The organism is Acetobacter lovaniensis (assembly GCF_014207635.1).
GTDB lineage: Bacteria > Pseudomonadota > Alphaproteobacteria > Acetobacterales > Acetobacteraceae > Acetobacter > Acetobacter lovaniensis.
Genome location: NZ_JACHIE010000020.1, coordinates 1 through 23,015, shown reverse-complemented (window position 1 = coordinate 23,015; position 23,015 = coordinate 1). Strand labels below are relative to the sequence as shown.

Sequence of the window (23,015 nt, the reverse complement as noted above, 5' to 3'; positions counted from 1 at the left end):
GTGGTAATCCCCCCATTTTTAGTGGGGCATTGAATGAGACTTCAGGCAGCTGTTTTTAGTTTCTGGGCGGGGGTTAGCCCGCTGTTCCCCATGTTGGGTCTGTCATGGTTATATGTCCAGAGCCATTGTGTTGCGACCTCCTGCACGTCCTGAATGCTTTCAAACAAATACTGCTCCAGCCATTCCTGCCGGACAGTTCTGTTGTAGCGTTCAATATAGGCGTTCTGCTGCGGATTACCCGGTTGCGTATAGATCAGGGTAATCCCCTTCTTTTCGGCCCATGAAACCAACGTATGACTGACATATTCAGGGCCATTATCCATTCGGATGGCTTCTGGCCTGCCACGCCACTCCATAACCTGTTCCAGACAGCGGACAACCCGACAGGCTGGCAGGGAAAAATCAACCTCGATCGCCAGTCCTTCACGATTGAAGTCATCCAGAATGTTCAGGAGCCGAAAAGCACGTCCATCCATCAGCCTGTCCGCCATGAAGTCCATGGACCAGACCCTGTTGGGAAGGGCCGGAACCGACAGCTTTTCAGGCTTTTCGCGAACCAGACGCCTGCGGGGTTTAATCCGCAGGTTGAGTTCCAGTTCCCGATAGATCCGATAAACCCGCTTATGATTCCAGAGCTGTCCCTGCACATTGCGCAGATACAGGAAACACAGACCAAATCCCCATCTCCTGTGAGCCTGGGTCAGTCCCACCAGAAGAGCGGCAATCCTGTCGTTCTCCGCTGCCAGTCGCGGACGATAGCGAAAGCAGGTCTCGGATATCCCAAAAATCCGACAGGCCAGCGCAATGCTGACCCCATGATGCGCCACAGCTTGTGCGGCCAGTTCCCGGCGCTGGGCTGGCCGCTTCATTTTTTTCCAAGGGCTTGCTTCAGGATATCCGTCTGCATGCTCAAATCCGCATACATGCGCTTCAGCCGACGGTTCTCCTCTTCCAGAGCCTTCATCTGACTGATCATCGAAGCATCCATGCCGCCATATTTCGCGCGCCACCGGTAAAACGTGGCGTTGCTGATCCCATGCTCCCGGCACAGGTCAGGAACCGGGACACCGCCCTCAGCCTGGCGGATCACACCCATGATCTGGGCGTCAGTAAAGCGATCACTCTTCATCAGAATCTCCTCAATTCTTACGCTGAGAAAATTCTCATTCAAAAGTCACTCTTTTTATGGGGGGATTACCAGGTCACTCATCTTCAGTCTCCTCACAGAGGCTGAATCAGATTTCCGCAATCAAATCAATGGGTCCTGAGCCTAACACATGGCGGACAGGCGGCTTTGGAGGAAAGCTGGTTGTCAGCCTTACAGAAAGATAGGATTTCGATCTTATTTCTGAAGAGCCTCACCGGACAGATGTTGCCTCATATTGATTCAGGAGCTGCATCTGCGTTCAGATAACTCTCTGAACGACACGAATTCACAGTGCAATCAGGCAGGCTGAATTACTATTTCAACAGGCTTCTCCCGGAAAGGTGGGGCTTGCCAGAGCCCCTGATCGAGCTTGGCGATTTCCTGATCAATTTCTTCGACGACCTGCCGTGCAAACGGACCAAGATGCAGATACAACGCACTTGTCATGACCACGTAAGGCAGTGCTTTTGGGTTATGCACCGCGCAGTCGACCAGCATCCGCCAGAATTGCCCAGCCGTGCCCGGGCCTGCACGATGGATGCGGAAGAGCAGTCGGAAGAAGCTGCGAAGATCCCCTTTGATCATTCGATGCGCGCGTTTGCGTTTGAGCATACGACCCAGCCTGCGCACACGGCCAAAATAGGCAGTCGGCTCGTAGATTGTCCTGAGTACCGTTCTGTAATCGTCCAGTACATCCCGGCGTGGACGACTTGTCTCGAAATTCAGTCCGGCGGTGCACTGGTCCCCCGATTGCGTCTGACCGTCATCCAGAAAAAGACGCCCTTCAGCCAGCAGTCGACGCGTGAGCTGTGTTATCGGAAGAGCGTAAAGCAGGCCCACCATGCAGACGGGGATCGACGTGTCTTCGATACACTCTATCATGCCGGGAGCAACGCTGCCTTTTTCGCTGTCGAAGCCCACAATGAAACCGGCATTCACGAAAATCCCGGCGCCATGGATGGTCTCGATGCTTTGTTGCAGACTCCGGCGGGTGTTCTGCTTTTTTTGCGTCATGACCAGCGTGTCGGTGTCCGGGCTTTCAATCCCCACGAACACGGCGAAAAAGTTGCTGTCAGCAAGGTCGTTCAGCAGTTCGGCATCATCGGCAAGATTGATTGAGGCTTCGGTCGAAAACTCGAACGGAAAACGTTTTTCGTCCTGCCAGCGCTTCAGGTCAGGCAGAAATTTCCTGAGAGCCTTTTTATTGCCGATAAGGTTGTCATCGACAAAATCGACATGTCCACGATAGCCGAGGGCGTAGAGGGCATCCAGTTCCGCCATGATCTGCGCGGTCGTCTTGGTGCGTGGCACGCGGCCGTACAGTTCGATGATGTCGCAGAATTCGCAACTGAACGGGCATCCACGCGAAAACTGAATCCCGACATGCAGATACTGATCCAGCTTCAGCAGATCAAAACGCGGCAGAGGACTTTTCGTGACATCAGTCTTCCCCATGGGCGCTACGAAAACACCCTGCGTGGCGCCGCTACGCCACGCGGAGATGAAGTCGGTCATGATTTCCTCGGCTTCGCCGAGAACCTGAAAATCTGCTGCTTGATAGATGTCAGGACTTGAGGTGACGTCAGGCCCACCGATCACCACTGGCTTGCCGCTGGCGCGGCACATGTCGATGATATGGAGAGCATCATTTCGCTGGGGAAGCATTCCCCCGGTCATCACCATGTCGGCCCACGCGAAGTCTTCTTCCGTCAGAATTTCCGTGTTGCGATTGACCAGTTTGACGTTCCAGGTCTTCGGCAGCAGTGCTGCCACGGTGATCAGACCGAGAGGTGCAGCCGGATAGCGTGCTCCTGTCAGTTCACAGGCTTCCTTGTAGTTCCAGAACGAACCCGAGTTGAAAAGCGGAAAGATCATCAGGATCTTGCAGCTGTCGGTCATCAGGGAGAAATCCTCAGATAAAACAGCTGATCGCGATCAGGGCGGGAGACTATCGCCTTGATCGAGAGCGTGCCGGACCACACTCGGGCCTTGTTTAGTTTCAGGGAAGGGAGACGCAGAATATGCCTTTTTCCTGCTGGCGTCGGCCAAGGAAGCTCTGCACGCCAGCTTCCCGGCGAAGGATAGGCATGTGCCCCTTCGGACAAGGGAACGACTCTTTATAGATAGAATATTCTGAAATGGCGATAGGGCAGTATTATTTGCCATCTTTACGGTGAATCGCTGAATTTGATCAGTTGGAGCAAAATGGAGAATCAGATTTCCATGTCAGCTATTCGGATCGTAGCTTGGCTGCTTGCATGTCGTGAATGAGGGCGTAAACGGAAATAAACGACAGAGGCAAAAAAGCAAGAACGGCTGCCACAGCTTATGCGGGCGGGCAAGCGCCAAGCGTTGCGCGCCTGGCGGCGCGGCCTTGCCCGCCCGCATAAGCTGCGACTGCGCGAAAAACATCAGGTGATTGATAAAAAGAGCAGATCAGCTCCGACGCAATCACCTGCCAGTTTTCCCCATGATCAGGAGCCTCTCCATGGAACTGCGCGTCGTCGACCCGAAAACCCTTCTCGACAATCCCGAAAATCCCCGCACCTCAGCCCCTAATGTCGAAGCCGACCGACGCCTTGCCCATAACATCAAGGTGGTGGGTCTCCTGCAGGCCCCGCTGGTGCGCGAACTGCCTGACGGCCAACTCATGATCGTGGCAGGCCATCGCCGCCGCCGGGCATGTGTCCTTGCCAAGATGCGTGAAATGCACGTCATCGTGACGTCCTCTGACGAAAAACTGGATGGGCTGGCGGCTGGTTCCGAAAACATTATCCGCGAGGCGATGACGCAGAGTGAACAGTGGCGCTTTGTCGATAAGGCCCGCCGCGAAAAAGCGTATACAGACGCACAAATTTCCCGCGCGCTGATGGTCACACCTGCCTATCTGAAACGCCTGTCGCTTCTGGCGGGGCTGCATGACCCAATCCTGCACGCCATCGATATGGGCCGTGGCCCGGATTTCAATGACCTGAAGGTGATTGCCGCAGCCCCGGTGGAAGAACAGCGCGCGGCATGGGCTGAGATGTTTGCGGAGATGGCCGAGGAGGATGCCGACCCGGCAGAATATCGTCTGAACGCCGAAGACCCCGAGGACACGGTGCCCTGGCGTGAGCTTGCCCGCTTCCTGAAACAGGCACGTTATATGGCGGTGGATGCCCGCTTTGATGAGGCTACGGCGAAGGCCTGTGGCGTGGTGTGGACTGAAGACCTGTTTGGTGAAGGCGGGAAGGACAACCGCTTTACCGAGGATGGCTCGGCCTATGCCGCCGCACAGGAACAGTGGCTGGCCGACTGTCTGCCCGAGGGCGGGGTCAGGATGGAGGTCGGAGACTACGGGCAGGCGGCGGCGCCAGATGGCTACAAGCGGGTGCTGCACTGGATGGCGGCTGAAGAAACCGATTTGATGGGGTATTTCCTCAACCCCAACACCTTGAAGATTGACGAAATCCCGTTGCGGCCGCAGGCGCTGGAAGAACAGGAAGGGACTGTGCCCCCGCGCAGCATTGCGCCTGCTAGCGTCGCGGCTCCCAAAGAGCGTGCGGCCATTTCTGGCACAGGCCTGACCATGCTGGGCCAGATCCGCACACAGGCGTTGCATGCGGCACTCGATGCGGTTGCTGAGGACGTAGACCCGTGGGATCTGGTTGCGGCCCTGCTGCTCGCCCTTGGGGGGCAGAATGTCAAAGTGCATACCCCTGAACAAGAACATTATGGTCAGATGACCCGGCGGGAGACCGCCCTGGCCACGCTCTTTCCCGAAGGTGTGTTGATCCGCGAGCCTGCACTCCTACGACAGGAAGCAGTGGCCGTGCTCAAGAACGTCGCAAACTGCACGATCAGCCAGCACAGCGGCAGTGGTCTAACGGCCCAGCTCATGGGGCTGCTGTTCGACGCCGATGCGCAGATGCCCAATATGGCGTTCGACGATTTCCTCAAATGCTTCAGCAAACCTGCCATCATGGAGGCGGGTAAGGCGCTGAAACTCCTGCCCCGCAACACTGGCAAGGAGATGCGGACTGCCATCATGGCGCATGTGGGAGCGGACGGTCGTTGGGTGCCCGAACAGGCAGGGTTCGGTCCTGCGATCGATGAGTGGAAAGCGGAATTGACCGCTATGGTGCGTAACGCTGAAAGGCTGGCCTCTATGAGAGGTGGTCATGAGGCCGACGATGAGGAAGAGGGTGAATTTGATCACCTGCTTACCGTTGAAGAAGAACTGTATGAAACTGGTCAGGAAGGGCCGGACGAGGCTGAAACTACGCCGACAGAAACCGCTGACGCAGGCGAGGCCCATGACCCAGAGGGACGGGAAGAAGACTCAGCTGAGGTGAAAGACGCCCTGCTTGAACAGGCAGGCAGGGTTCTGGTGCCCGATGATGCCAATCCTGACGCGCGGGCCGCGGTCAAAGCCCATCTGGATAGTCACCTTGAGGTGGTGCGGATCGCCGCCTGACGGCGGTCGGTTCCAGTCCAAAATTCAAAAACACAGACAAAAAGCGCGCCTACCAGAACGGGGCCGCGCATTCAAACGGTGGGGCTTCGCTCCCGGCGCTGCGCGCCGCGTTTGAGCGCGCGTCCACCGTCCCGGCAGGCAGCAGGTATTCAGAAAAGGAGAATGCCATGCGTCCGATTACCTTCCTGCCTCCTGCGCCCAAAATGCCCGCTCCGTCACGCTGGGCCTGTGTCGATGCTTCCGTAACGTGCCGGCGCTGCCATCACGAATGGCCTGATGGCGATCCGGCCTACCAGATGGCATGTCGTGGCTGCGGGGCATCTGTGGGCCAGCCCTGCTGCCGCCCTGAGGGCGGGAACGAGCGTGTGTGCTTCCAGCGTGATCAGGATGCGCGCAGGGCAGGGGTGCTGATCCCCTGTGAAGGGCTGAGCTGGGATGGTCGCCACGACAAGCCCCTGAAGCTTTCTCTGAGCCGAACACGTGACGCTCGCGCGGTGCTGAGTGGTGCGCCTCCAGCCCGTCGTTTTGCTGCCTAAATCCAATGCAGGGAGGCCCGACCGCTCGCCTGCAATCAGAAAAAACAGGACAAGGAACAGGAAATATGACCGAAACAACGGCAATTCTTGAACAGATGGATCGCTATAATCAGCTCCAGCGTGAAACCCGGGCCGAGGACAGAGCGACCGTCATGGCGGCTCTGAAAGCGTGTGGCATCACGAAAGTCGTTATCCGCTACGATGGTTATGGTGATTCCGGTGGCGTGGAGGCGTGCACCGTTGAAGGTGGGCACGGACAGGAAAGCCTGACGGTACCCGTGCAGACAAAACTCATGGGCATTGGCAGAGACCATCAGTCACACAGCACCCTTAAGGGAGGTAATGGAGACGCTCGCCATGCAATATGTGGCTGTTGAGCATAGTGGTTGGGAAAACAACGAAGGCGGCTCCGGTGAAGTCACCTTTGATCCGGTTACAGATACGATCACGGTGTCTCATACCGAAAACTATATTTCGCATGAAGACTTCATGCATACCTATTGAGGCGAGGGAGGCGGATATGGCGCATAGTTATTTCCACGCATCCATTACAGCAAAAAAATGGGGCGGCGTTCCTGAGGATTATCAGGCAATCCATGACTGGTTTGACGGCTCGAAAGCCATTCTGGCTGACATGCGGCACAGAGCACTTCGCCATCATGCCGAAGGTATTTTCATGGCCGAACAGGTCTTTGGCGTCACCATGACAAATTCGGCCGGGCGCACCGTTCCGGTGCGCCTGATTGGTGAACAGCATGTTCTGGATGACCTTGGCCACATCCCGAGTTTCGCGGACTGGGCGCGGGCGATTGAACCCGCACGATGGATGGTGCGTGTGTCGCCGCACGCGCCCTCCACTCCGTCGGTTTCGCCAACGGGGCTGCTGCCCATCGCTGCGTAATGGTTGGTGTCGCGTGGTCAGACGACTGCCCGCGCAAAAATGGACACAAACGCGCAGAACAGAACAGTAGAAGAAAACACACGAAAACAGCAAAACGCGCCTGCCAGAACGGGACCGTGCGTTCAAACGGTGGGGCTTCGCTCCCGGCGCTGCGCGCCGCGTTTGAGCGCACGGCCACCGTCCTGACAGGGAGCTGGGTGTCAAAAAATACACAGGGATAAAGACATGTCTGCAACACTGGCTGCCACTCAACCTGAAACGATCACGGGCGCGGCCCTAGCACAGTTTATCGGCACGACCCGGTACTATCGCTACACGATGGGTCTGATCCTGACCGATGGCGCGGCATATCTGGCTCGTAATGGTGCTGCGTGGCTGCTGGACATCGTGGCGAGCGCGCGACTTGTTCCGGCTGTCAGGCGTGCCGAATTCGAATGCTGGACGCTCAGGGTGGACCTCACCAAACAGTGCGCCGAGGTTGTGTGCACGGATGGGAATGGCGAGCGCGAGGCCAACATTCTGTATCGCCAGCATCTGGACTATACGGATTTCCCGCTGGCGGAACTGAAGCTTTACGTTGTGGCCGATAGCGATCTCGGCAAAGTTGTCATGCTCACATCCGAATACTGAGCGAGGCCACGTCAGTGCGTGCGCCAAAATGGACACAGACACGCACTGACTCCCGTGGTCTTTCGGTGGGCTGCGCGCAGAGAGCGCCACACACAAAGAAGAACACCAAAACACAACAGCAAAACCCGCTGCCACGTCTGGGAGGCCGCCACCAGAGGCAAGCTCTGGCCCCGGCCGCTGGCCATGTCGGCTTCTATGGCTGGTTGCGCGCGACCAATGCGCGGGTGCAGCGCCTGAGCCAGTCCACCTATACGCTCCTTGATATTGCCACTGTTGCGGGACTGCGTGCGGCTTACGCCGAGGGCCACCATCCGCGGCGTGTCGCACAGGACGCCCTGCGCGCGTCGCCGCGGGATCTCGCCGCCTGAGGGGAACGGGCAGGGGCTTCCTGTCCAATGCAGGGCCTAAGCGGGTGGCCCTGCGGTCTGCCCCGCTCACGCGGGGCTTTGTCCTTTTGCAATGAGGATTTCCGGTCATGCCGACACCTGACCTGCCAGTTGAGCGCTTTGCCGATGTGAGCACCGCCCATCTCTCGCCCAGGGACCGAGCGCTTCTCGAGCGTTATATCGAGACAGGGGGCGCGGATGGTCTGTCCTGTCTCGTTGGGCCGTATGGGTGGCTGATTTACGCGTCGTCGGAGCTTCAGGCGGCGGAACACGCCTCGCCTGGCCTTGCGGCCATTCTCGACGCGGCGCGCGCACAGGATTGTGCCTATGTCCTGTTCGACCGTGACGGCCTGCAGATTGACGGCATTCAGACTTATGACGTCCAGAGAAAATAAAACATGAAAAAACAAAGAAATAAAAACAGAAAAACAAAAACACAGAAGAAAAAAACGCCTCTCATAGTCCGTCACGCAGGCTAAGGGTTCGTCGCAGGCTCCCGGCGCAAGCGCCGCCCTTAACCTGCGCGCCGGACTATGAGGTGGCTGAAAGGGTCAGAAAAAAATCCAAAAGGAGAAAACGATGTCTGATCCTGTCACTTTCAAGAGCCTTCTGGTGGGAACACGATTCCGGTTTGCGGCCACGCCACACGGGAAAACATACAAAAAGGTCGGACTTAACCAGTTCCGGGTTGCAAACCACCCCCACATCTTCCGGGCAGAAAACGAGACGCAGGTTGTGCCCTTGCCTGACCTCCCCGGAACCAGCGCCAACGAGTTTTTACCACTGGCCCGGGCCAGTCGCGGCAAATGTGTTTCGTCTGCAAAGGACGTTCGCAAAGGAGAAGGCGCATGAAGCTCTCTCCTCAGACCCGACAGGACATCAGAGACGTGGTCGGGCTCGTGCTCGGAACATTCAGTCTGGTCGTGGTGATATGCGGAATACTGGTGGGCCCTGACATTTTGGCCGCCATTGCCGCTGATCATCCCATTGCCATGGCGCGACAGGCCTTCATGGCTCTGCGCTGACGTGCTCATCGGAGAAAAAGATGTTCAGACAGTATTATGCGGGGCGCTGGTTTGCGCCCCGTGACAACCCCCTGCGTGTTGGCCCGATTGCTGCGGGTGCGCTCTATCGTCTTCCCGAATATCTCGACCATGGACGATCCGTGCGCTGGCAGGTGCTGGCCTTCCTCAACGGGGTCTGTGCAGCCACACGGTTCAATCCGGTGACACGGCGCTGGGAAGACCGGGTGATCTCGGGGCGTTCGGATCGCGCGTTGATCCGTCGCCTTGCCGATGGCGCGGTGCATGAGGTGGCTGTGCGCAGCCTGATTGCCGTGGATGATGAGACGGCAGAGCTGGTGCGACCGTCGCTGCCCGATGTGGTGCGCTGGCACCGGGAGTTTCGGATCCGGCAGGCGGCTTAGGCCTGTCTTTGGCAGCCACGTTCCTGCCATGCGGGCGGGGACTGTGCGGCTTGTCAGTTTTATTGCTTTACGGAGAAAAGAGTATGGTGCGTCAGACACTCTCCAATGTGACATTTGTGGAATTTGGGCCGCGGGAGATGCATCGCGCACAGCCGCTCTCGCGCATGAAACCCGCGCGGCTTCTGTTGCGTGAGCAGGCGCAGTTGGAGAGCGATGCGGGCGAGGGGTTTCTGCGGGCTTCCGAGCGTGCGGCTCTGCGCCGCCGGGCGGCCCGGGCTGGGCGTGTGGCCCGCACGCTTTTGCAGGATCTGGCCGCATGAGCGCGCGCGCCCTTGTACCTATGGCCCAGGCGCGGCATGATACCGGTCACAGTCGGCTTCAATGGAGAAAGATCGTGTTCCGCATACCGCTGCGTGTGTCAGGAGTGGCCCTGCTCACAGGTCTGACGATCCTGACGGCCGCTCCCGTTCGTGCCGCGCAGACCTGCTCCCAGTTCGGGCCGGAGAATGCACTGCCTGCGCTTGTGAACGAAAAACTTCAGCCCCGCACGACGTTACTGTGTAATGCAGCCTATGCCGTGCTCAATTCCGGGCAGGTGCATGAACCGCTCTGGTCGGCGGAGTATCTCGATGCGGCGGCCGTGCGGGGTGGACGTAGAATTGGCCGCACGACAAACACATTTGTGGCGGATGACCGTTTGCCAGCAGGAGATGGTGCAACGCTTGCGGATTACCGACGCTCAGGCTTTGACCGTGGGCACATGACGCCATCGGCCGATGCGGGGACTGTTGAGACGCAGGAACAGACCTATACGCTCTCCAATGTCGTGCCCCAGACCGCAGCCCTTAATGAAGGGATCTGGACGGGGGTGGAAATGGCTGTGCGGATCATGGCCTTGCGCGAGGGTGGGGTCTACGTGGTGACGGGGCCGGATTTTACCGGCAGTCGCCGCGCCATCGGTGACAATGTGCTGGTGCCAACGGCGACATGGAAAGCGGTCTACGATCCCGTAAGGCACGAAGCCGGGGCCTATCTGTGCCAGAATACGGATCATCCTACCTGTCAGACGCTGAGTGTCGCGTCATTGACAGCCCGGATCGGGATTGACCCGTTCCCCGGTCTCGGAGAGGCTGTGAAAGCGCAGGCCATGGCGCTGCCCGAGCCTCAGGCCAGTCCATATGCGCCCCGCTCGCAGGAGAACCGTGAGTGGGAGCGTCTGCAGAAACGTCTGGAACGCAAACTTGCGCGTGCCAGCATGAAGGCGCTCAGAGATGCGCTCAAACAGGAGCAGGAGTAAGGTCATGCCGTCATCTAACGCCTTCACCCCCTTTGGACCTGACTCACAGGTGCAGACCATTGATCAGATGACCGTGGAAAATGATCCTGCGCGTGTTAGCGTGTATGGGCGTCTGGATATTACGCGTGACCGGGCCGGACTGGACAATGCCCGCGCGCTGGCGGTCCTGCTTAATGCGGTTGTCACGCGGCTGGAGGCTGAACCGGCGCTGCCTGATCACGCGCAGGTCGCCCCCAGGACCCATTCGATGACCAACCCCTTTACCTGAGGGGTTAAGAGGCCGCTGAGGCCCAGCGATAGCCGCGTTTGATCTTGAGGCGCAGCAGACGGCCAAGGGCGTTGGCGGCAGCGCCTTCATTGGCGTGCAGGTCCAGACGCAGGCGCCCTGCGGTACCGATCCTGCCCCAGCGCCGGACAAGGACAGCACCCCCGAACAGATCATGCTGGATGCTCATCTCGTAAAATCGCCACGTGTTCCGCGCGGCGTCGATGCGCGTCAGCCGGGCTTCCAGAGGAAAAAGCGGGATCTGTTCCATGCCATGCTCTTCATGCGGCTCACGCCCTGAGCATAGCGTGCCTTTGAGGGGAGTACCAGCACCGGCTTCCTAAGGGGAATGCAGCGTCCCCGATGAGACCCGTAACCGTCCGGGGTCTCAAGGGGGTGCTGCGAGAGACGCAGGGTGCAAAAGAGCGCCACAACGCGCTGCCATAGACTGGACAGAGTGTGATCCAGGCGGAGTTTTTCCAGATGCGTTGGTTTGAGCGGTGTTCTTTTCGCGCGATCAGTCTGTGGGTTCACCAGACGCCTACGGCGGCCTACGGCTGGCGCGTCCCACGCGCCCTCTGGTGCAGCCAGTCCCTTGTGCCGGGGAGGTGGCCTTTTTGCTCAGGAGGCAAGGAGTGGGGTGGGGCGATTTTGTCTCCCGTGCAGTTGGTCGTGGTTGGGACGTCCGTCGTGTCCGGGCCTGCGCGCCAGTGTGGGGTTGCCAGAAATCAGTATTGATTGGCTGGTTGCGTGCGAACACTTCGGGTTTCATGTCGCGGATGAGTATCAAAGAGTAAACGAAGTAAAAAATGTGGAGAACTTTAAGAAAATAATAGTAAAAACCGCAAAAAAATGGCTGTTTTCTGTCGTTTTTCCTTGGTGGGCATGGCCATTCGTGCTATAAAAAAGGAAGTAAAGGCACATGAACCAGAACGAATTCTGGTTCATGGCCATGTAAAGGGAGACCCCGAGATGTATCAACGTTTTGAACTGTCCGAACAGGATCGTCAGACCATTGTCAACGGCGTCTCCTGCGCAACCCTGCTCGAAAACCATCACTTTCTTCTGGTGCTGGAGAAAAGCACCAAGCGCTGCTTCAAATATCGCAAAGGCGACGAACACATCATCGTCAACCATGGCGGCAAGGGCTGGTGGGATCCCCAGAGCCCGCGTGGCACGCCCGATAGCAGCGGCGATGTTTTTGCACTGTGCCGCCGCCTCGACCCCTCCATGAAATGGCACGAAGTCTGCACGACACTCGGTGCACTGGTCGGTGTGGAGCCCAAGGGAGCGGTTTATGTCGCACAAAAGGCCGAACGGACGGATGAGCGCAGCCCTGGCGAACGCTGGGCGGAGCGCAAGTCGCTCTACCGGGGTGGGAAGGTGTGGAACTATCTGATCCGCGAGCGCTGCCTGCCCGAAGCCATCGTGCGTGCGGCAGTCGCCAAGGGCTGCCTGCGTGACGGGTATCATGCGGCCTGGTTCGCCCATACGGACGCGCAGGGTGCTGTCTGCGGGGCGGAGCTGCGTGGGCCTGAAACCCATATCTGTCTGGGTGGTTCAGTCAAAACCCTGTTCCGCTTCCAGCCGGGCAGTGTTCAGCCGGTGCGTCGTCTGGTGATCTGCGAAGCGGCAATCGATGCGCTGTCCTTTGCAGCGCTGGATCAGGTCCGCGCACCTGGCACGCTCTACGCCTCCACCGCCGGGGGGATGGGGCCTGAGACCATTGCCGCAATCCAGACCCATCTGGCGGCCATGAAAGCCCTGCCGGATGCGGTGCTGGTCGTCGCGACCGATGACGATGATGCCGGAAACGCGTTCGCTGACACGCTTTACCGTCTGGCTGATGACGCGGGTGTCGCCTTCATGCGTCGCCTGCCACCCGATCGCGCCAAAGATTTCAACCAGACACTCAAAAACCGGGCACAGGCTGCGTGAAACACACCTGAACTGTACAGACGATCAATACTGACGCTTGATCCGGTGTGGTGCGTATGTCCCGCGCCCCGGATCAGGCGACGACTTTAGCAAGGACTTCTCCATGCCAAACATGACCCCTCGCTCGCACGAGCCCAACCCCTATGACGACAGTGATCCGCTGGATTTCCTCTCCAACATTGGCGAAGACGTGAGTGCGGCCCAGCAGGCACTATTTAGCCATCCTGAACTCGCCAGCTGGCTGGAGCGCACCCCCGGACTGGGTCACGAAATCCCCTGGACGATCGCCTCCTTCACGGACGGGACGGGCAGGAAGGTCTCGGGGCTGGTTGTCGCGGGCCGTTTTGCCAAGGGGAAGTGGGACCTGACGACAGACTTTGTCCTGTTCACGGGGCGTGCCCGCCACCCAGGCACATTCCTGAAGGTCGATGGCGCGACCGTGACCGCACGTGAACAGGGCCGGGCGCCGGGTGTCGGGCCGCGCCGTCCCGATTGTATTGCGCTCCTCGAAGAGCTGCAGGCTGCCAGCGTCGCATGGGCGGCCCGGCCTGCGCTGCGGGCACATTGGGCAGCATTTTCTGCAATTCATGGGTGTGGCCCTATGCCTGATACGTTCGTGGAGTTGCGGTTTCAGGATAAATGCTACCGTGGGTTGATCATCGACGGCACGCTGAATTCAAACGGAGTGTGGGATATGGATCAGTCCGTGGAGTTGCTGTTACCCTCTGGCCGAACGGTGGGGTTGTTGGCCGATCAGGCGGATTCCGTGGCGTTCCTGACAGGAGGCGAGCATTATGACCTCAAGCGGCGTGCCTGAGGATGCGCTGGCTGGCCTTACGGCCATGCAGCGTGAGGCCGCCCGTCAGGAAGGCCCGGTTGTTGTGCTCGCAGGTGCAGGCACTGGCAAAACAAAGACCCTTGTCGCCGGCGTGGTGGACAGGATCGTGCGACGTGGCATGCCCGCTCATCGTATTCTGGCGGTGACCTTTACCAACAAGGCCGCTGATGAAATGCGCACGCGCATTAACGCCGTACTGGGTCTGGGGGCTGCCCCCTCGTGGATTGGCACATTCCACGGGCATGGTCGTCGCCAGTTGCGGGCTGATCCCGAGATTGCGGTGCTGCGTCCGGGCTTCGACATCTGTGATGCCGAGGACAGCCGCCGGATCGTCAGGCGCCTGTTACAACGGGCTGCCGATGACGGGGCATGGGATCCGGGTGATGCCGACACGTTCCGTGCCCGCGTGCGTTCGGTTGCCCAGCGGATTGCTCTGATGAAAGACAGTCTGGTGCTACCTGATCAGGCAGAAGCGGTGCTGGACAGCCAGATCGCGCGGTTTGGGGCAAAAACCGATGAGGACCTGATGGCCTGGCACATGGCCGCCGCCCTCTACCCGGCGTATCAGGCGGCATTGCGGGAAGTGAACTGCGCTGATTTTGGTGACCTGCTGCTATGGCCGACCGTAACCATGCTGCGCGACGAGCAGTACCGTCTCGATTGGGCACGTCGCTTTGACGCCATACTGGCCGACGAGTTCCAGGACGTGAACCGTCTGCAATATCTTTGGCTGAAACTCCTGTCGCGTGATCACGGGGAGCTCTTTGCCGTAGGCGACGACGACCAGTCGATCTATTCCTGGCGCGGCGCCAGTGTCGGTTTTATCCGCGACTTCCTGAGCGAATTCCCCAATGGGCGGATGATCCCGCTGGAACAGAATTTCCGCTCCACGGGGCATATCCTCGCCGCGGCCAACAGCGTTGTCGCCCGCGACAGCAACCGTCTGGACAAGACCCTGTTTACCGAACAGGGTGAGGGCGCCCCCATCGAGATTGTCGCCTTCTCGGGAGGCCAGCAGGAAGCGCAGGGTCTGGCACGCGAGATCGGTCGTCGCCAGCTGCTCGGTGTCGCTCTGGAGGACATGGCTATCCTCTACCGATACAACTTTCTCTCCCGCATGCTCGAAGAGGAATTGCTGCGCGCGCATATTCCCTACGAACTGGTCAACGATACGGCCTTCTGGCAGCGCGCAGTCGTCAAGGACGTGCTGGCCCTTCTCCGTCTGGCCGACAATCCCGATGTCCTGCAGGGGGATGAAGCCTTCCGGCGGGTGATCAATCAGCCTGCCCGAGGCGTGGGGGCCAGGACACTGGCACGGATTGAGCAGCTGGCCCGGGATGAAGCCGTCTCGCTGTTTGTGGCGGCCGAGAAGATTTATGCCACCAGTCAGAGCAAAACAGCCGAGCGGGTGCGTGCATTCCTGCGCATGATCCGTGAGGAGGCGCACAGCACCGAGACCGCACTGGGGACGCGGATGCGTATCCTGGCAGAGCGCTCGGGGTATCTGGATATGCTGCGCGCAGCGGGGGAGGACGGCGGTGCCGGCCTCGAAAATCTCGACGAACTGTTCTCTCTGGCCATGGAGTTCACCGGTGTCGAGGATCTGTTCGATCATGCAGCCCTTGGTGCCGCGGCCGCCACCGAGGCGGGGCAGGGGCGGGTCCGCCTGATGACGATCCACGGCTCCAAAGGCCTCGAATTCGAGCATGTCTTCCTGATGGGGTGGGAGGACACGCTGTTTCCCGGTCTGTCGCCGACCAATCTCGACGAGGAACGCAGGCTGGCTTATGTCGCGCTGACGCGCGGGCGGGCGCGTGTGTCCATCAGCTGGTGCGCGTGGCGCAATGGCCGTTCGGCCGACATGTCGCCCTTTGTCGGCGACATCCCGCCTCAGGCCCGGTATTCGGGCTGGCTGGGCAAGGCGACAAGTCGTGCTGAAGCTCTGGCGAACAGGGCCGCACTGGATGAGGCCCTGGGGATCTAGCGCACCTCCAGAACAGCGTCACAACGGGTTCAGGCAGACTGGTATGCATGACACCCATATGCCCGTCCGCAACCAAGGTAGAGTTGTCACCTGGTTCGGAACACTGCCAGCTCCGGGCGCTGGCACAACAGGCCGGTCTTGACCTTGATGGCCATGGTAATCGTGTCGCCGGCATGGCTCAGGTCCTCGGTTACGCTCATCAGGGCCTGCCTTCGACAGCACTGCTCGCTCTGGGCGCGCAGCTGCACGACATTGGCAAACGTCATATCCCGACAGAAGTTCTCGATGCGCCCCGGCGGCTGACGCCTGCCGAATGGACGATCATGCGTCTGCACACCATTCTGGGGCTGGAGATCCTGTGCCGGGCTCTGGACGAGGTGCCTCAGGATGTCGCGGACTGCGTGCTGCTCCATCACGAGAACTGGGACGGGTCTGGATATCCGATTGGGCTGTCCGGTGCGGCCATCCCTTTGCTGGCCCGGCTTGTCGCCATTGCGGATTTCATCGACGCCCTGGCGTCTCCGCGCGTCTACAAATCGGCGATGCCGCCCGACCTTGTCCGCACCCTCGTGCTCAGGGGGCGGGGTGTGAAGTTTGATCCCATTCTGACCGATCTCGCTCTACGGATCTGGCCGGAGCTGCTGCAGGCGCGCGCTCAGGCGGGGCTTCCGCACGCCGTCACAACGGAACCAGCGATACTCAAGCCCTGATCCACAGACAGGAGGCGCCCCATGGCCCGAAAAAAACAGATCATTACCCCGCGTATGTGGGACAAGCTGAGCGATGCCGAACAGCAGCAGGCGCGTCGCGAGATCATTACCAGGGTGCGTGACGCCCTCAAAAGAAGCCCGCATACAGCGCTTGAGCTGCGTGCCTGCGTGCCCGCCGAAATGAAGGGGGCCTTCCCCGTGGTGCTGCGCAGTCTCCTCGATGCGGGCGAAGTCGCATCCCTTGGCCACAGCGTCTATGCGGCCGTGCCGTGGATGCCACAGACCAGTGCGGTGCGTGCGGATGTGACGGCTGACCTCATTATCGGTGTCCTGTCCAGCGAACGTCGCGCAGGTGCGGATGCCACTGAACTGGCTGACGACTTACTTCTGCCTGTGCCCCAGATCCGTGCGGCGCTGGTGGAGCTTGAGGAAGCCGGGCTGATCTGTGAAGCGAAGGCTTCGGGTCATTACCGCATGATCAGCCGCCGGATGGCGATGGAAGTGCGGCACGGCGCATCTGGTCGGATTTTTGCGGATGTGCGTCATGCGTGACTGGGTGACGTTCCCTGATGGGACGCGGGGGCGGCGGTCATGGGACGCCGACCCGCAGAGGGCAGGCGCCTGGCAGCACCGCCTGGCGCAGGCATGGGGTGGAGACGAGCGACCAGTCTGCGACTGTCGCTATCAGGGGCAGCCGATGGGGCTGTCCGTACACCGCTGTCTGCGCCCGCGTGATGGTCGTCAGGTTGAGGTCTATCATCTGGCGCGCCTGCGCAATCAGGGGGCTTTGCACGCTGTCGCCTGTTCCTTCCACGAGGCCGACCCGCGGCGTGATGGTCGGGGAGGATACGCCGATGGCGTGGTCCGTGAGCGCGATGATGGCAGGATTGGCATTGCCCTGCGCCGGGGGCTGCGTTGTCTCGACGTGGCGGCCGCCCCGGCGGAGCCTGCGCAGGCCGCGCGACAGGGGGGCGGGCAGGGAGCGGTGCGACAGGCGCGCATGACCGAGCTGGGCCTGTTGCATCTGCTCTGGGAGGAGGCTGGTCTGAATGGCTGGAGCCCTGCTCTGGGACGCGCCAGGCGGCGCTGGTCTTTTGTCCGTGAAGCACTCGACAGAGCCGCTGTGCGGATTGTGCCTGCGCGCAACCAGACCTTGTCAGACAGGCTGGCCATGATTGGCTATGGCGATGAGGATGGTCCTGCGCTGTTGCGCGAGACCGCGCGGAGCTGCGGCGACACGTGGCGGATTCTGCTGCTGGGGATTGTGGACGACATCGCAGTGGTGGATTGGACCAGGGGCCGGCAGTTCTGCTCACTGCGTTTCGATGGGGTTCAGGACTATCATCTGCGGGTCAGTGCAGCCGCTGTCTGGCATGAGCGTCTCACGCGCCGCTATCCGATGGCCATGGCGGCCCTGGCGTTACCCCGCGCAGAGCGGGCTATCCGGGTTGTGGGGCTGGTGACGGCCACTGTGCGGGTGGGATTGGATCGGGGGGTCACACTGGTGCGCTGTCGCGCGGATGACATCGCGCTGATGGAGGTCGAGCCTGATACGCTCACACCCGTGTCGAGTGGCCATGAACTGGCGATTGCCCGAGCACTGGTGGACGAGCACCGCAGCTTTATCCGGCCTCTACGTTTCGATGCTGGACGTGATGCGGTTCTGCCGGACTTTGTGCTGAGGGATACCGGAGATCCGCGCGGCACACCCATGGAGGTGTTCGGGCGGGCAGATGAAGCCTATGCGGCCCGCCGGGCAGAAAAGGCGCGCTATTACGACGAGGTCTACGGGCAGGAGAATTGGTGGAGCTGGGATGCTGTCGCGTCTCCTGATCGGTGGCCCGCCTTCCCGCCAGCGCTGGCGCGCGTGGGTGGGGAAGAGGATGTGTAATGCATGTCGTCTCACCTCTTCTGGCAGGATGGGACCGGAAGTTATCCCCAGAATCTGTGGGCAGAATGGTGTGCAAGTTGTGACCGCTCTGGATAAACCCGGGGAGCGGCCTGTCAGCCACGGCGATGCTGTGCTGATCGGCACGGCTCTGGTGCGGATTGGCTGGCCGCTCCAGCAATTGTCGCGGCGTTCGGGTTATGATCGCCATGAGATTACGAGGTGGATGCGGAGAGGGGGGATGCCTGAGCCGTTTCGGGCGTGGCTGATCGCCCTGCAGGCGGTTCATGTCCGTTATCCCTCTCCGCTGGCGATCACTGTCCGCCCGGGTGGTAACCGGCCACCTCTGGGGCGGTGGGGGGTGTTGCGGATTCAGCTGGTGATCGGCTGGTCGGAACGCCAGCTTGCGGGGTATCTGGGTGAGCATCGCACCGCTTTGCGGCGCCGTCTGGATGCAGGTGAGACACTGAACGCGCGGGAATCCCGGTGGCTGGAACTGCTCGAAGACGGCCATCGGCTTTATCCGCGGCCCTGACGGGCCGCGTTAACACGAAAGGACAGATCATGTTGGATGGACATTTTCATGAGGACAATGCTGAGGACAGCACCATGGATGCCAGTGTGGATGCAGCCGTAGGCGGCATTGCCGCAGACCGGCTACGCTCGATCATCGAGCGGGTGGAACGGCTTGAGGAGGAGCGCAAGGCGCTGTCCGGCGACATCAAGGACATCTTCACCGAGGCCAAATCGGCGGGGTTCGATGTGAAGGTCATCCGCCAGATCATCCGCCAGCGTAAACAGGAACCTTCGGAAGTGGAAGAGCAGGAAACCCTGCTCGATATCTACCGCCGTGCGCTGGGAATGTAGGCAATCCGGCTCACGACAAGGATATGCCAAGGAAAAAGAGGGAATAAAACCAAAGGAAACACTCAGAAGGGACTTGGCCGCCCGAAGGGGCGGCTGACACGCCCTTCTGGGGCCGCCGGCATGCCAATCAACCTGCGGTCCTTCGCTGCGCTACGGCGCTGCGCGTGATTGGCCTACCTGTGGCGACCCCTTCCGGTTGCGTATCAGCCGCCTCTTCGGGCGGCGACGTCAGGAAGGAAAAAACACATGGCCAGAAACAGCACATCCACAAACACTGATGCCCTTAGCGAACGTCTCGACCTGTATGCCGAGGTGACGCAGACCATTCTTGCCCAGATGGAAAGTGGCACGCTGCCCTGGACACGGCCATGGAAGACAACGGGGGCTGCCGGTCTGCCCACAAACGCCCTGACGACGAACCGGTATTCGGGGATCAATGTCATCCTGCTGTGGCTTTCTGGCGCGATGAAGGGCTATTCGAGTAGCCGCTGGATGACCTATCGACAGGCCATGCAGGTGGGTGGGCATGTGCGCCGCGGTGAACGTGGCACCATGATCGTGAAAGCATCCACTTATGTCCCGCAGAGTGAGCGTGAGCGCTCCGAGGGGAGTGAGGAAGATCCGCGTGCGGTACCGTTTCTGAAGCGTTACACCGTCTTTAATCTCGACCAGATCGAGGGGGTCGACGTGCCGGAGCATGTCATCAGCACGCCGATTGTCGCCAATGCGACACTGGACGCATTTGTCGCCGCGACCGGGGCTGACATCCGGTTTGGGGGCGATGAAGCCTATTACGTTCCCTCACGCGATTACATCCAGTGTCCGCAGCCGCAGGCCTTTGAAAACGCCTTTGACCTGTTCCGGGTTCAGTCTCATGAACTGGCGCATTGGACAGGTGCCGCGCACCGTCTGGACAGGACGTTCGGCCAGCGTTTTGGTGATGCGGCATACCAGATGGAAGAGCTTGTCGCCGAACTGGCTGCGGCACAGATCTGTGCTGTGAAGGGTGTGCCGCCGACCACGCGTCATGCGGCGTATCTTCAGAGCTGGATCAAAATCATGAAGGCGGACAAGCGGGCTATTTTTACAGCGGCGCGTCACGCATCGACTGCCGTGGAGTTTTTGCTGGCCGCAGCGCAAGCGTCGCCCGTGGACACGCGGCTTGCGGCGTGACGGCGGTGACGCCAGAGGCGCAGCGCCATAGCACCCAGGGCAATGACGCCGCTGATCCCGCGAAAGAGCTGGTCGATGATCTGGCTCTTGCGGGCAATCGCATCGAGCAGCTGCGCGCTGCTCTGATGCGAAAGCCAGTAAAGGGCGGGCAGGCTCAGGCGCGGCGTGTTGGCGACAACCATCAGGCTGGCCTGAAGGCCGATGCCGAGGATGCCGTAAAGCACGAGCAGGCTCAGCCCGAAAACGGATACCCCATACCAGCAGAGTAAAACGACAGGACGGGTACGGGCAATAAAGGTGCGCAGGACAAGCATCAGAAAAACCATAGCAGAAAAGAACAGGCGAATAGGGTGCCACAAAGCGTTGTGACGCCTCGCATGGGATCGGGGCGGCCGCAACGGTCGCAGGCTCGCGCTTCGCGCGCCCGTTGCCCCCGCCCCGATCCCATGCAGCGGCAGAGGGGTGAAGGAGAAACAGAACAATGCACAAACAGATCGCCGTCACTCCGCTGTGGAGAGGTGTTCCCTCAAACATGCCCGCCGACGTGCTGGTAAGGGGCCAACAGGCCGCCCTGATCTCGGTTTCGATTGCTCCGTGCGACAGGGTCTGGAGCGCGCGGGAGCGTCTGGCCGACGAACTGGTGCGTGTCTGCTATGGCAGAGACATACCCGAGCATAATCGTACAGCACTGGCCTGCATGATGCGTATTCTGGTTGAACAGGCGGTTCCCGGCCTGCCGGGCCAGCATGTGCAGCGCAATGCCCCGCCCCCGCCGCAGGGTGACGGGGAATGGTATTGTCACTGGTTTGCCGTTACCCGCAGGGAGGGCAGCGTATGAGCGACATGGGGCTACCTGATGTGCGCGTACAGGTGCGTGGGCCTGCGCGCGATCGTGCGGCATTACGGGACTGGTTACGTGCGGCGTGTCGCGATACGGGGGGCTGGCCACCCCCGGTCTTTGGGATCCGCACGACCCGAACGCTGCTGTCTTTCGGGCTGGAGCCCATGCACCAGAGTTTCCATGTGCCGCTGATGACCCGCCTGACGCGCCGGTATCCCCGGCTGGTGCATACCCTGATATGGGATAACCCTGATGACACGTCGCGCTATGCGCAAACGGGTCTTGAGATCTGGCAGGCAGGCCGCGTGTGCAGGAGTGGGTATTTCGCTGCTCTGCTGGGTGTGACACGGAACCGGCCGGGGCGCAGAACCACCCGTGTTATGCTGTTTGAATCCGATGACAGCATCGCCGACATCCGGCCTTTTGCCCGGGTGGGTTCAGGGCTTCGTGGCATCCCGCCGGGTCCGCGCGACATCGGCCCGTGGCGTGTTCTGGAGGCGTGGGTGCGGGAGCGGCCGAATACTTTGTATGATCCCGTCCGCAATATCGTGCTTCATACTGTCTCTACGCAGGTGACGGTTATGAGCGACATTACCGCGTATGGCCGGATCGGAGCGAAGGCGTGGCTCGATGTGGATGAACTGCCTTAGCGTTTTCCGGAACTGGCGAACTGGTGCGCGCGCTGGCGGGCCTACGCAGAGGATGCTGACGCGCAGGCGCGCTATTAGATGGTTCGTGAGGCCGTCCAACGCTGTTCCGGGTTTTGGCCCGTTCAGCATTGCACGGCTCACAGGCGATGCCTTTGCGACAGGCTGTAACGCTGGGCATTTCGATCCAGCGGCTTTCCCACTCACAGCGGGGGCAGGTGAAGAGTGCGACCATGCGCATACCCGACTGGTAAACACAGCCGTGATCGCCGCAATCGGTCAGGTGAGCGAGGATGCGCGGCGCACTGCGTGACCGCTTCCATCCGAACAGGTCGCTCTGTCGTGCCATGTCTGGCTCCTGTGTTTGGAAAAGGTCGAGCAGGTGTTGCCGGTTGTCCAGAGGACACCGGCAACGGCTGGGTCAGTCCGGGGTGTGGGTCTGGGTTCTACCAACGGTTATTGAGGCGACTGAGTCGAGATCAGTCCGGAATCTCCTGCAGCGTGATGCAATTCCGTACAGAACCACAAAGAAAAGAACGCCCTGCGCAGTTATACAGTGAGCGATAATACTGAGAATGGTACCGAAGCGCTCTGTGTGTGCGCTATTACAGAAAATGTAATCTCCCAAAAAGAAAATGAATAAAGCGCATAAAATCACAAACAGGAAAATGAAAAACGCCTTGAGACATATTTCGGTGAGTTCGAAGAAGAAACAGACTAACCCCCGCATCAGATTTGTAAGGCTTTCGCGCAGGGAAGAAGAAGCGGACCGCATACAGGCGGCCTGATCAGGCTGACGAGGGTTTTCCTTAGGTGTGCGAGTAGTTTCAGTCGGTGACATCATTGGTTGTTCTTTCTGTTTGTACGAGGGCAGTTCCGCTCGCTCTTGCAGTCTGACGCAACCGGTTGTGACGCCTGTCTGGCGTGCCTTGCGCGGGTATGGAGCACCGTGTTCCCGTGTGCTGCCCACAACTCCACAGGGACCTCCCAAGGGCCGCGCGCCACCAGACTCTTGGCGGTCGTGTCGCACGGCCCTCGGGTCCCTCCTATGGATTTATGTGGACGGCCGTTCAAACACAATGCTT

At 60.0% G+C, this 23,015-nt stretch carries 30 protein-coding genes; 26 read left to right on the top strand and 4 right to left on the bottom strand.

Features of this window, described 5'->3' with window-relative positions; all coding sequences use genetic code 11:
* Positions 1-41: 41 nt before the first annotated feature.
* Positions 42-1,129 (bottom strand): IS3 family transposase gene (locus HNR55_RS14890; protein WP_166116689.1). Its coding sequence is split into 2 segments (ribosomal slippage): positions 42-868 and positions 868-1,129, totalling 1,089 coding nucleotides; the frame shifts between segments, so codons are not numbered across the junction.
* Positions 1,130-1,444: 315 nt separating this feature from the next.
* Positions 1,445-3,046, bottom strand: coding sequence for a B12-binding domain-containing radical SAM protein (locus tag HNR55_RS14885; protein ID WP_166116687.1), 1,602 nt, complete (start codon positions 3,044-3,046; stop codon positions 1,445-1,447).
* Between the two features lie 589 nt (positions 3,047-3,635).
* Here HNR55_RS14885 and HNR55_RS14880 point away from each other — a divergent pair.
* From HNR55_RS14880 to HNR55_RS14815, 14 genes are all read left to right on the top strand, one after another.
* Positions 3,636-5,603: a ParB/RepB/Spo0J family partition protein gene (locus tag HNR55_RS14880; protein WP_166116685.1), complete on the top strand. Its 1,968-nt coding sequence runs from the start codon at positions 3,636-3,638 to the stop codon at positions 5,601-5,603.
* Positions 5,604-5,770: 167 nt separating this feature from the next.
* Positions 5,771-6,139: a hypothetical protein gene (locus tag HNR55_RS14875; protein ID WP_166116642.1), complete on the top strand. Its 369-nt coding sequence runs from the start codon at positions 5,771-5,773 to the stop codon at positions 6,137-6,139.
* A gap of 65 nt (positions 6,140-6,204) precedes the next feature.
* Positions 6,205-6,516, top strand: coding sequence for a DUF6878 family protein (locus tag HNR55_RS14870; protein WP_166116683.1), 312 nt, complete (start codon positions 6,205-6,207; stop codon positions 6,514-6,516).
* Complete coding sequence (locus HNR55_RS14865) at positions 6,482-6,643, top strand: DUF6878 family protein (RefSeq protein WP_337250300.1); 162 nt, start codon at positions 6,482-6,484, stop codon at positions 6,641-6,643. The genes HNR55_RS14870 and HNR55_RS14865 overlap by 35 nt, the downstream gene beginning before the upstream one ends.
* A gap of 16 nt (positions 6,644-6,659) precedes the next feature.
* On the top strand, positions 6,660-7,040 hold the full coding sequence (locus HNR55_RS14860; RefSeq protein ID WP_166116679.1) for a DUF6915 family protein: 381 nt from the start codon (positions 6,660-6,662) through the stop codon (positions 7,038-7,040).
* Between the two features lie 225 nt (positions 7,041-7,265).
* On the top strand, positions 7,266-7,670 hold the full coding sequence (locus HNR55_RS14855) for a DUF6876 family protein (protein ID WP_242005632.1): 405 nt from the start codon (positions 7,266-7,268) through the stop codon (positions 7,668-7,670).
* A 14-nt stretch (positions 7,671-7,684) separates the two neighbouring features.
* Positions 7,685-8,038 (top strand): hypothetical protein, encoded by a 354-nt coding sequence (locus tag HNR55_RS14850; RefSeq protein WP_166116677.1) that lies wholly within the window; start codon positions 7,685-7,687, stop codon positions 8,036-8,038.
* A 107-nt stretch (positions 8,039-8,145) separates the two neighbouring features.
* On the top strand, positions 8,146-8,451 hold the full coding sequence (locus tag HNR55_RS14845) for a DUF5983 family protein (protein WP_166116675.1): 306 nt from the start codon (positions 8,146-8,148) through the stop codon (positions 8,449-8,451).
* Between the two features lie 184 nt (positions 8,452-8,635).
* The gene (locus tag HNR55_RS14840) at positions 8,636-8,908 is read left to right on the top strand and encodes a hypothetical protein (RefSeq protein ID WP_166116673.1); all 273 of its coding nucleotides are present in this window, start codon (positions 8,636-8,638) and stop codon (positions 8,906-8,908) included.
* Entirely contained in the window at positions 8,905-9,081 is a 177-nt protein-coding gene (locus HNR55_RS14835) for a hypothetical protein (RefSeq protein ID WP_157065392.1), read from the top strand. Before HNR55_RS14840 ends, HNR55_RS14835 begins: the two co-directional genes overlap by 4 nt.
* Positions 9,082-9,101: 20 nt before the next feature.
* Positions 9,102-9,482, top strand: coding sequence for a hypothetical protein (locus tag HNR55_RS14830; protein ID WP_166116671.1), 381 nt, complete (start codon positions 9,102-9,104; stop codon positions 9,480-9,482).
* 83 nt (positions 9,483-9,565) lie between these two features.
* On the top strand, positions 9,566-9,802 hold the full coding sequence (locus HNR55_RS14825; RefSeq protein WP_059024887.1) for a hypothetical protein: 237 nt from the start codon (positions 9,566-9,568) through the stop codon (positions 9,800-9,802).
* Positions 9,799-10,779: a DNA/RNA non-specific endonuclease gene (locus HNR55_RS14820; RefSeq protein WP_242005631.1), complete on the top strand. Its 981-nt coding sequence runs from the start codon at positions 9,799-9,801 to the stop codon at positions 10,777-10,779. The genes HNR55_RS14825 and HNR55_RS14820 overlap by 4 nt, the downstream gene beginning before the upstream one ends.
* A gap of 4 nt (positions 10,780-10,783) precedes the next feature.
* Positions 10,784-11,047: a hypothetical protein gene (locus tag HNR55_RS14815; RefSeq protein ID WP_166116669.1), complete on the top strand. Its 264-nt coding sequence runs from the start codon at positions 10,784-10,786 to the stop codon at positions 11,045-11,047.
* A gap of 4 nt (positions 11,048-11,051) precedes the next feature.
* On the opposite strand, the gene HNR55_RS14810 is transcribed toward HNR55_RS14815, so the two are convergent.
* The gene (locus tag HNR55_RS14810) at positions 11,052-11,315 is read right to left on the bottom strand and encodes a WGR domain-containing protein (RefSeq protein WP_166116667.1); all 264 of its coding nucleotides are present in this window, start codon (positions 11,313-11,315) and stop codon (positions 11,052-11,054) included.
* A 701-nt stretch (positions 11,316-12,016) separates the two neighbouring features.
* Between HNR55_RS14810 and HNR55_RS14805 the strand changes: the two genes are divergently transcribed.
* From HNR55_RS14805 to HNR55_RS14765, 9 genes are all read left to right on the top strand, one after another.
* Positions 12,017-12,982 carry a DUF3991 and TOPRIM domain-containing protein gene (locus HNR55_RS14805; protein WP_166116665.1) on the top strand — a complete coding sequence of 322 codons (966 nt, stop codon included), beginning with the start codon at positions 12,017-12,019 and terminating at the stop codon, positions 12,980-12,982.
* A 103-nt stretch (positions 12,983-13,085) separates the two neighbouring features.
* Positions 13,086-13,799, top strand: a complete 714-nt coding sequence (locus HNR55_RS14800; RefSeq protein ID WP_184382759.1) for a hypothetical protein — start codon at positions 13,086-13,088, stop codon at positions 13,797-13,799.
* Positions 13,777-15,804: an ATP-dependent helicase gene (locus HNR55_RS14795; protein WP_166116661.1), complete on the top strand. Its 2,028-nt coding sequence runs from the start codon at positions 13,777-13,779 to the stop codon at positions 15,802-15,804. Before HNR55_RS14800 ends, HNR55_RS14795 begins: the two co-directional genes overlap by 23 nt.
* Positions 15,805-15,851: 47 nt before the next feature.
* Positions 15,852-16,514 (top strand): HD-GYP domain-containing protein, encoded by a 663-nt coding sequence (locus tag HNR55_RS14790; RefSeq protein ID WP_166116659.1) that lies wholly within the window; start codon positions 15,852-15,854, stop codon positions 16,512-16,514.
* A gap of 21 nt (positions 16,515-16,535) precedes the next feature.
* Entirely contained in the window at positions 16,536-17,066 is a 531-nt protein-coding gene (locus HNR55_RS14785; RefSeq protein ID WP_166116657.1) for a hypothetical protein, read from the top strand.
* A complete protein-coding gene (locus tag HNR55_RS14780) occupies positions 17,059-18,405 on the top strand; it encodes a DUF1173 family protein (protein ID WP_166116655.1) in 1,347 nt (448 codons plus the stop codon). Before HNR55_RS14785 ends, HNR55_RS14780 begins: the two co-directional genes overlap by 8 nt.
* A gap of 79 nt (positions 18,406-18,484) precedes the next feature.
* Complete coding sequence (locus HNR55_RS14775; RefSeq protein ID WP_166116653.1) at positions 18,485-18,937, top strand: transcriptional regulator; 453 nt, start codon at positions 18,485-18,487, stop codon at positions 18,935-18,937.
* A gap of 74 nt (positions 18,938-19,011) precedes the next feature.
* Positions 19,012-19,269, top strand: a complete 258-nt coding sequence (locus tag HNR55_RS14770; RefSeq protein WP_059025006.1) for a DUF2312 domain-containing protein — start codon at positions 19,012-19,014, stop codon at positions 19,267-19,269.
* 246 nt (positions 19,270-19,515) lie between these two features.
* Positions 19,516-20,442: an ArdC family protein gene (locus tag HNR55_RS14765; protein WP_166116651.1), complete on the top strand. Its 927-nt coding sequence runs from the start codon at positions 19,516-19,518 to the stop codon at positions 20,440-20,442.
* On the opposite strand, the gene HNR55_RS14760 is transcribed toward HNR55_RS14765, so the two are convergent.
* Complete coding sequence (locus HNR55_RS14760; protein ID WP_166116649.1) at positions 20,367-20,756, bottom strand: hypothetical protein; 390 nt, start codon at positions 20,754-20,756, stop codon at positions 20,367-20,369. The genes HNR55_RS14765 and HNR55_RS14760 overlap by 76 nt on opposite strands.
* 167 nt (positions 20,757-20,923) lie before the next feature.
* Between HNR55_RS14760 and HNR55_RS14755 the strand changes: the two genes are divergently transcribed.
* The 3 genes from HNR55_RS14755 to HNR55_RS14745 all read left to right on the top strand — a co-directional run bounded on the left by HNR55_RS14755 (position 20,924) and on the right by HNR55_RS14745 (position 22,243).
* Complete coding sequence (locus HNR55_RS14755) at positions 20,924-21,280, top strand: hypothetical protein (RefSeq protein WP_166116647.1); 357 nt, start codon at positions 20,924-20,926, stop codon at positions 21,278-21,280.
* Positions 21,277-21,933 (top strand): hypothetical protein, encoded by a 657-nt coding sequence (locus HNR55_RS14750; RefSeq protein ID WP_166116646.1) that lies wholly within the window; start codon positions 21,277-21,279, stop codon positions 21,931-21,933. Before HNR55_RS14755 ends, HNR55_RS14750 begins: the two co-directional genes overlap by 4 nt.
* Before the next feature lie 85 nt (positions 21,934-22,018).
* The gene (locus HNR55_RS14745) at positions 22,019-22,243 is read left to right on the top strand and encodes a hypothetical protein (RefSeq protein ID WP_166116644.1); all 225 of its coding nucleotides are present in this window, start codon (positions 22,019-22,021) and stop codon (positions 22,241-22,243) included.
* The last annotated feature ends 772 nt before the right edge of the window (positions 22,244-23,015 follow it).